General features: G+C 72.6%; 8 protein-coding genes. 4 read left to right on the top strand and 4 right to left on the bottom strand.

The window, feature by feature from the left end:
• The 4 genes from ACXAHD_RS30105 to ACXAHD_RS30090 all read right to left on the bottom strand — a co-directional run.
• Nucleotides 1-700 (bottom strand): TVP38/TMEM64 family protein (locus tag ACXAHD_RS30105; RefSeq protein WP_475054842.1); only part of this gene is annotated, 700 nt, incomplete at its 3' end.
• A complete protein-coding gene (locus ACXAHD_RS30100; RefSeq protein WP_475054844.1) occupies nt 697-1,395 on the bottom strand; it encodes a type 1 glutamine amidotransferase in 699 nt (232 codons plus the stop codon). The genes ACXAHD_RS30105 and ACXAHD_RS30100, both read right to left, overlap by 4 nt.
• Before the next feature lie 40 nt (nt 1,396-1,435).
• The gene (locus tag ACXAHD_RS30095; RefSeq protein WP_281555629.1) at nt 1,436-2,656 is read right to left on the bottom strand and encodes a Mur ligase family protein; all 1,221 of its coding nucleotides are present in this window, start codon (nt 2,654-2,656) and stop codon (nt 1,436-1,438) included.
• A 93-nt stretch (nt 2,657-2,749) separates the two neighbouring features.
• A complete protein-coding gene (locus ACXAHD_RS30090) occupies nt 2,750-3,160 on the bottom strand; it encodes a hypothetical protein (RefSeq protein ID WP_281550604.1) in 411 nt (136 codons plus the stop codon).
• Nucleotides 3,161-3,173: 13 nt separating this feature from the next.
• On the opposite strand from ACXAHD_RS30090, the gene ACXAHD_RS30085 reads away from it, so the two are divergent.
• The 4 genes from ACXAHD_RS30085 (at nt 3,174) to ftsL (ending at nt 8,121) form a co-directional block, all read left to right on the top strand.
• The gene (locus ACXAHD_RS30085) at nt 3,174-5,330 is read left to right on the top strand and encodes a DEAD/DEAH box helicase (RefSeq protein ID WP_281550603.1); all 2,157 of its coding nucleotides are present in this window, start codon (nt 3,174-3,176) and stop codon (nt 5,328-5,330) included.
• Between the two features lie 349 nt (nt 5,331-5,679).
• Entirely contained in the window at nt 5,680-6,111 is a 432-nt protein-coding gene (gene mraZ, locus ACXAHD_RS30080; RefSeq protein WP_123602607.1) for a division/cell wall cluster transcriptional repressor MraZ, read from the top strand.
• A gap of 265 nt (nt 6,112-6,376) precedes the next feature.
• The gene (gene rsmH, locus ACXAHD_RS30075) at nt 6,377-7,531 is read left to right on the top strand and encodes a 16S rRNA (cytosine(1402)-N(4))-methyltransferase RsmH (protein WP_475054840.1); all 1,155 of its coding nucleotides are present in this window, start codon (nt 6,377-6,379) and stop codon (nt 7,529-7,531) included.
• 11 nt (nt 7,532-7,542) lie between these two features.
• Nucleotides 7,543-8,121 (top strand): cell division protein FtsL, encoded by a 579-nt coding sequence (ftsL, locus tag ACXAHD_RS30070; protein ID WP_281550602.1) that lies wholly within the window; start codon nt 7,543-7,545, stop codon nt 8,119-8,121.
• The last annotated feature ends 113 nt before the right edge of the window (nt 8,122-8,234 follow it).

Genomic DNA, 8,234 nt, shown 5'->3' with positions numbered 1-8,234 from the left:
TGACCGCGCTGCGCCAGCGCAGCAGCAGGACGATGGTGGCCGCCGCGCCAAGTCCGGCGGGCGTGGCGGCCAGCCAGGTGACCTCACCGGGGGCGACCACGGCCGCGCCGATCACCGCGTAGCCGACTGCGGTCGGCGCCGACGCCAGTACGCTGCCGATCAGGAACGGGGTCAGCCGGACCCCGGTGGTGCCGTAGCCGAGGCTGACCATCCCGAAGCCGCTGACCGGCAACAGCCGGACCGTCACCACGCCCAGCACGCTCTGAGTGGTGAACCACCGGTCCAGCTGGGCCAGCCGCAGCCGGACCCGACCGGTCCGGCTGGCCAGGCCGCCCGCCGGCGCCGCCGAGGTGCGGCTGGCGACGTACTCGCGGCCGAGCCAGCGGCCGACACCGAAGCCGATCAGCGCCGCCAGCGTCGCCGCTGCCAGGCTGTAGCCGGCCCCGGCCACCGGGCCGAACAGCGCACCCCAGGTCAGCGTGATGAAGGTCCGGGGCACCAGGACGGTCAGCAGCAGCGCGCCGCCCACCACGGCCAGCACCGGTGCGGCCAGGCCGAGCCGGTCCGGCAGGCCGGACAGGGCCGCCAGGTCGGGCCGGGGGATCAGCAGCACCAGCAGTCCGCAGCCGGCGATCAGCGCGAGCAGGGCCGCGAACCGGGCCACCGCCGGTTCGCGCAGCGCCTGCCACAGCCGCCTCATGCGCGGATCGCGGCCATCCGTTCGGCCCGCAGCCGGTCGGCCCACATGTCGTTGAGCGGCGGCAGACTGGCGGCACCGATCGCCCAGCGCAGCAGCAGGTCCGCCAGCGCCGGGTTGCGGGCCAGCGCCGGGCCGTGCGCGTAGGTGCCGAGGATGTTGCCCCGCCAGGCGCCCTCGCTGGTCCCGTCGTTGCCGACCCCGGCGGTGACCCGGGCCAGCGGCGAGACGCCGTTGCCGAGATGGGTGCGCCCGCCGTGGTTCTCGAAACCGCTCAGCGGCGGTACGCCGAGCCGCGGGTCGATGTCGCCGGCCAATTCGCCGACCGCCCGGCTCGGTCCCCGGTCGGACTGCAGGTCCAGTAGTTCCAGGCCGGTGCACTGGGTGCCCTTGGCGAAGAACGAGGTGCCCAGCAGCTGGTAGCCGGCGCAGACCGCGAAGATCACCGAACCCTGGTCGACGGCGCGGTGCAGCCCGGTGTCGGCCCGGAGCCGCTGGGCGGCCAGCGCCTGCGGGCCGTCCTCGCCGCCGCCGATCAGGTAGATATCCGCCGACTGCGGCACCGGCTGGTCGGAGCGGATTTCGGTGAGCTCCACCGGGATGCCGCGCTGCTGGGCCCGGCGGGCCAGGATCAGCAGGTTGCCCCGGTCGCCGTAGGTGGACAGCAGGTCAGGGTAGATCCAGACCAGGCGGAGCACGCTGGGCCCGCCGATCGACGGGCCGATGGCCGGGAACGACTCAGTTGACACGGTCCAGCTCCGCTCGGATGTCCTGGAATGCGGTGTAGTTCGCGATGACCTCCAGCCGGCCGGGCGGCACCGAGGAGATCGCCGCGTTGAGCGACGGGACGTGCAGGAACGGCACGTCGTTGACCTCCAGCCGGACGGCGAGGTCGAAGGCGCGGTCCCCGGTGATCAGCACCTGGCGACCGCGCAACGGCGAGAAGTCGACGTCGAACAGCCAGGAGGTGTCCAACCCGTCGGGGTCGCGGGCGTTGATCGACAGCAGCGTCGGCGCCTGTTCGGCCATGTCGAACGCTTCCAGCCAACTGGCCGGGTTCTTGGCCAGCAGCAGCCGGATGGTCCGCCCGTTGCGGACCACCTGCGCGTACCGGCCGGCCACCGAGGTGACCACCGCCAACCGGGACACCGCGGCCACCGGGCGTACGCCGAACTCGGCGGCCACCGCCAGCGCGGTGGCCGCGTTGCCGATGTTGACCTGGCCGGGCAGTTGCAGCGTCACCTTGTGCCAGGCGCCGGTCGGGTCGATGACGCCGTCCTCGTCGACCACCCACTCCGGTTCGGGCCGGCGCAGCGGGCAGCCGGCACACCACCACTGGTTGTCGGAGCGTTCGATCGCCGAACCGCACTCGGGGCAGACCCACGAGTCGTCGTGCCAGCGCTGCCCGGCACTGAACCAGGAGACCGAGCCGGCGGTAGCGGCCGCCCACACCACCATCGGGTCGTCGGCGTTGGCCACCACCTTGACCTCGGGATGCTCGGCCAGCGCCACCTGCCACAGCTGGGCCATCATGGCCACCTCCTTGGCCCGGTCCAGCTGGTCGCGGGAGAGGTTCAGCAGGGCGACCACCCGGGGACTGGTGGCCTCGAGCACCTGAGCCAGGTAGTGCTCGTCCACTTCGAGCACCGCGTACGGCGTGGTGCCCGCCTTGGCCAGCGCGGAGGTGTGCCCGGTCGGCATGTTCGCGCCGTACGAGTTCGTCGCGACCCGGCCGAGTACGCCGACCGCCGCCGCGGCGAGCCGGGTGGTGGTGGTCTTGCCGTTGGTGCCGGAGACCAGCGCGACGGACCGCCCGGCGGCGAGATGCGCCAGCAGCTCCGGATCGATCTTGAGGCCGATCCAACCGCCGATCACCGACCCGTCACCTCGCCCAGCGGCCCGCGACAGCGCCGCAGCGGTGCGGGACACCGAGCTTGCCACCTTCGCCCGCAAGGGCATCTTCGCGTCCGTCACGCGAGCGAGGTTACCGGACCGTGGTGGGCGTGGATCGCCGCACGGACGCGTTGGTACGGTCGACGACCGATGAGCAGCTCAATGGTCGCTACCGCGCTGCGGGCGTTGGCCGAGCTGGCACCCGCCGCACCAGAGCGGGCGTTGGACGTGACCCGCGGTGGCCAGCCGCTGCTCTGGCTCGCCGATCCGGACCGGCACCGGCGCGACGCCGCCACCGACCGGTTGGCCGCGGTCGACCTGTTGCACCGCGACGAGCGGATCCTGCGACGCGGCCTGGGTCTGGTCGTCGGCACCGTCGAACGGGACGGGGTCCGTCGCCGGGTCCGGCTGCCGTTGCTGTCCGAACCGGTCCGGTTGGAGCGTGCGCTGCGTGGTTACCGGGTGGTGTCGGCCGGTGAGTTGGAGCTGACCTCCCTGGTCACGGATCGCGCCGTGGCGGCGAACCTGGAATCGGTGCCGGGCCTGGGCCGGCCGGGACCTGACGGGCACCGCCCTGGCCGAGGTGTACCAGCCGACCGGCAGCGGCACAGCGGTGGCGGCCGGGTTGCCGGATACCGGGGCCGACGCTGCCGCGGTCGAGTCGCCGTTGCCGCTGACCGCCGCCCAGTCGGACGTGGTCCGTCGGGTCCGGCGGGAACGACTCACCGTCGTCTCGGGTCCGCCAGGCAACGGCAAGAGCCATGCGGTGGTGGCCGCCGCCCTGGACACGGTCGACCGGGGCGGCAGTGTCCTGGTGGTGACGCAGTCGCCGCACGCCGCCGACGTACTGGTTGATCTGCTGGCCCGTTACCGGGGGCCGACGCCGGTGCTGTTCGGCGACGCCGAACGAAGGGCGGAGGTCGCCGCTACTCTCGCCGCTGGTGCCGGTGCGGGTGTGCCGGCGGCGAGGGTGTACGCCGCCGAGGAGGCGGTGGCGGTGGCCCGTGACCGGGTCGACCGGGAGACCGGACTGATCCGGCTCGCACTGGAGACCGAGCAGTTGGCCGCCGCCGCTACCTCGTGGGAGCCTCTGCTCGGTGCGTTGACACTGAGCGCGCCGGGTGCGTTCGCACCCGGGACGGACCTCGCCGGTGCCGCGCGCAAGGTCCGGCTGGCGCGCGGCGCGGGCCGGAGCTGGCGGGCGCGGTGGCGGCGGTGGGCCGCCCGTCGCTGGCTGCGGCGTCGGCTCGGCGTCGCCGCCGACCTCGCGGGGAGCACCGACGGTGCTCTGGACCAGGTGGCCGCGGCGGTGGACGCGGCCCGGGCGGTGGCGGCCCGGGCCCGGCTCGCCGTGGCAGGCGGAACTGATCTGACGGTGCACTGGGACCGACTCGACCAGGCCGACCGGGAACTCGCCGAACACGTCGGGACCGCGATGCGCCACCGCGCCGGTAGCGAACGGCGGTGGGATTTGGCGGCCCGGCGCAACGCGGGGGCGCTGGCCAGCGCGTTGCGGGCCGGGCGCAACCGGCGCCGGGAGCTGCTGAGCGCCTTGGACGGTCCGGCGCTGGTCCGGGCATTGCCGTTGTGGATCGGCACGGTGACCGACGTGGCCGAACTGTTGCCGCCGGTGCCCGGTCTGTTCGACCTGGTCATCCTCGATGAGGCCTCGCACAGCGACCAGATCCGGGCAGCGCCGGCACTGGCCCGGGCCCGTCGGGCGCTGGTGGTCGGCGACCCGCGGCAGCTGCGGTTCGTCTCCTTCGTCGCGGACGTGGACGTGGCCGACACACTGGACCGCCACGGTCTGGACGACCGGCTCGACGTCCGTCGGGTCAGCGCCTTCGACCTCGCTGCCGCCAGCGCGGCGGTCACCTGGCTCGACGAGCACTTCCGCTGCGTACCGCAGCTGATCGAGTTTTCGGCCCGGCGGTTCTACGCCGACCGGTTCGCGGTCGCGACCCGCCACCCGGCGAACGAGTCGATCGACGTCATCGCGGTGCGGCAGGTGGTGTCGGCGGCCACCGTGGACGGGGTCAACCAGGCAGAGGTGACCGCCACCGTCGATGTGGTGCGGGAGCTCGCCGATTCCGGCCGGTCGCAGATCAGCGTCGTCACCCCGTTTCGCGCTCAGGCTGACGCGCTGGAGGCGGCGCTGGTCAAGGAGTTCCCGGTAGAGCGGATCGAAGAGCTGGGGCTGCGGGTCGGCACCGTACACGCGATCCAGGGCGGCGAGGCCGAGACGGTGGTGGCGTCGTTCGCGGTGACCGCCGCCGATCCACCGGCCCGGCTGCGTTTCCTCGCCGATCCGCACCTGTTCAACGTCCTGATCACCCGGGCGCGGCGGCAATTGGTGGTGGTGACCTCGCTGACGGCACCCGACGGCCTGGTGGGGCAGTTCCTGCAGTACGCGCGCCGGCCCCCGCCTGCGGTGCCGTCCGGGGGCGCGGTGGCCACGGTCGGGGTCAGCGGTTGGGTCGGGCAGCTCGGTGCCCGGCTGGCCGATCTCGACGGGCCGGTGCGGTTCGACTATCCGGTAGGGCGTTGGACGGTGGACATCTGTCTCGGTGTCGGCGCGCAGGCCGTGGGCCTCATCTGCGGGGTCCATCCGGACGGTCCACAGGCGCATCTGGCGCGGCAGCGGGCGCTGCGTCGGGCCGGCTGGACGTTGGTCGATGCCTTAGCCTCCCGTTGGAACGGTGATCCGGTACGGGCCGCTCTGGAGATCCTCGCGCGGTAGCCGGCGCAGGATCTCCACTTCCCTCCACCGTCTGCCCGCTGGCGAGCCCGCGATCGAGAGCGGACAGCCGTTGTAGCGCTGTAATGGGGCCCGTTTCACCCGATGTGTGCCTGGGATCGGTTGTGCCTGTCGGAAAGTGGACCTAGGGCGGGCCCTCGCCTCCTCCACTCGGCACCACCCCCGCTGACGTGCGGTTTTGTCGGTGAATCGGGCGTGTTTCGGTCGCGATTCCGGTTGCAGGTGGAGGGAAGTGGAGTAGAGTGGGGCGCGATGGCGGGGCCGGGAGGGCCCGCCGGCCCCGGGGGATGCGGCACCGCGAATGCCGTACAAGGGCAAGGGGGGTTGGGCCGTGTTTCTCGGCACCCATACTCCACGCCTGGACGAAAAGGGCCGGTTGATCCTTCCAGCCAAGTTTCGGGACGAGCTGGCGGGAGGTGTCGTGATTACCAAGGGGCAGGAACGCTGTCTGTACGTGTTCCCGACGCCGGAGTTCCAGCGGATCGCCGAGCAGTTGCGCGAGCAACCGATGACGCACAAGGCGGCGCGGGCCTACAGTCGGGTCTTCTTCGCCAGTGCCCATGACGAGGTGCCCGACAAGCAGGGCCGGGTGACGATCCCGGCGCATCTGCGGGAGTACGCCGGGCTCGGCCGCGACCTCGTGGTGATCGGGGCGAGCAGCCGGGTGGAGATCTGGGACAAGCAGGCATGGGAGACATACCTCTCCGATAGCGAGGACGACTTCGCGGACATCGAAGAGGGGGTGCTGCCCGGCGGACTGTAGGGCAACGGATGGTCGACCGCCCGGCGTCTCGTCGGGTGTCGGTGGCTGACGCGAGAGCCGCCGGTCGGCACCGGTCGTCCGACGTACTGCGAGATCTCCAGCCGCTCCCGCACCTGGCGCCACTTCCCCGGCGCCAGGCGCGTGTTTCGAGCACCGGCCCGGCGCGGACGGTGGGCGGGAGTAGAGCGGATGGGGATCTGGCGGTACGACGAGCGGCAACGCAGCAACCGGGCACGACACGGCAGGCAGGTCACTGGGGGTCGACATGGGGGAGCTTCGCGGTACGCACGTACCGGTGCTGCTCGAGCGGTGTCTCGAGCTGCTCGCCCCCGCGCTGGACCGCGGTGACCGGCCGACCGTGCATGTCGACGCGACCCTCGGCCTGGGTGGTCACGCCCATGCGGTGCTGGCGGCGTTCCCACTGGTCACCCTGGTAGGGCTGGACCGTGACCGGGAGGCGCTGGCCCATGCCCGGGCGAGGTTGGCCGGGTTCGCCGACCGGGTCCATCTGGTCCACGCGGTCTACGACGAGTTGCCCGAGGTCCTCGCCCAGCTCGAGCTGTCCGGGGTGGACAGCGTGTTGTTCGATCTGGGGGTGTCCTCGCTGCAGCTCGACGCGCCCGACCGCGGGTTCGCCTATTCCCGGGACGTCGCCCTGGACATGCGGATGGACCAGGGTCGGGGGACCACGGCCGCGGAGATCGTCAACGGGTACCCCCCGGGGGACCTGGTCCGGGTGCTGCGGGAGTACGGCGAGGAGCGGTTCGCCAGCCGGATCGTCTCGGCGATCGTGCGGGAGCGGCAGCGGCAGCCGATCACCTCGTCGACGCGATTGGCCGAGCTGGTCGAGTCGGCCGTGCCGGCGGCTACCCGAAGAACTGGGGGAAACCCCGCGAAAAGAACGTTTCAGGCGTTACGCATCGAGGTAAACGAGGAGCTGGCGGTGCTGCGCCGGGCGCTGCCGGCCGCGCTGGACGCATTGCACGTCGGCGGACGCATGGTGGTGCTGTCCTACCACTCGCTGGAGGACCGGATCACCAAGCAGACGTTGGCTGGCCGGGCGCGCAGCACCGCGCCGCTGGAGCTACCGGTCGAACTGCCGGGCACCGGCCCGACGCTGCGGCTGCTCGGCCGGGGTGCCGAGCAGGCCAGCGAGGCGGAGATCGCGGCCAACCCGCGGGCGGCGTCGGTGCGGCTGCGGGCGGCGGAGCAGATCGGACCGGTGGCGAAGCAGATCGGACAGGCGGCGGTGCGCAGTGCCGGCACCGCCGGGCGGGGAAAGGGTGGGGCCGCCCGCGAACGGCCCCACCCGGGGACAGCACCACATCGGCCCGGCGCGGCGGCGTCCGGGCCATCCACACCGGACGGGGTAGCCGGCCGGCGGAGACGTCACGATCGGGGTCGTGACGAGAAAGAGTAGGGGGAGGGGAGATGAACGTCGAGAAGCGCGACCGCTCGGGGCAGGTCGGTCAGCGCGGCGCCCGGGTGGGCGCACTGCGGTCGGGGGGCCGGACCGCGGCGCGGCGCAGCAACCCGTCAGGGGGCTACGCGACCCAGGGCAGCGCGGCGCTGCAGGAGCAGCCCACGACTCAGGACTCGGTCCGGGTCTGGGACAGCTCGGCGGAGCCGGCGCCGCCGCGACTGCGGGTCGCACCGCCGGCACCGGTGTCGGTGCCCCGGGCACCGTTCATCGCGATGATCCTGGTGGTCGTCGTCGGTGGGGTGCTCGGTGTGCTGCTGGTCAACACCAAGATCAACGAGAACGCGGTGCGGATCGGCACCCTGCAGCAGCAGCAGTCGAACCTGGATCTGCAGGAGCAGCAGCTGGAGAAGGAGATCGCGCAGTACGAGGCGCCGAACAACCTGGCCGCCCAGGCCCGCAAGCTCGGCCTGGTCGAGTCCGGTCCGCCGGCGTTCATCCGGCTGCCGGACGGACGGATCATCGGCGTACCGCAGCCGGCCACCGGTGAACCGGCCATCACCAGCTCGCAGCAGGGGGCAGGGGAGTAGGCCGGGTGGCTGACCGTTCCGATCCGCCGCGGAGGGGGGGAAGTGGGGACCAGGGGGGGGGGGGGGGGGGAAAAGGGGCGGGAGGAGGGGGGGACGAAACGCCCAGCTACCAC

This window comes from Micromonospora sp. ABR4_055 (genome assembly GCF_056160425.1).
The sequence above is the reverse complement of the archived record's forward strand: the minus strand, read 5'-3'. Positions and strand labels throughout refer to the sequence as shown.

Excerpts from the sequence above, each read along its gene's own strand:
- rsmH (WP_475054840.1), top strand. The coding sequence starts at position 6,377 with ATGGGGGAGCTTCGCGGTACGCACGTACCGGTGCTGCTCGAGCGGTGT.
- ftsL (WP_281550602.1), top strand. The coding sequence starts at position 7,543 with ATGAACGTCGAGAAGCGCGACCGCTCGGGGCAGGTCGGTCAGCGCGGC.
- ACXAHD_RS30095 (WP_281555629.1), bottom strand. The coding sequence starts at position 2,656 with ATGCCCTTGCGGGCGAAGGTGGCAAGCTCGGTGTCCCGCACCGCTGCG.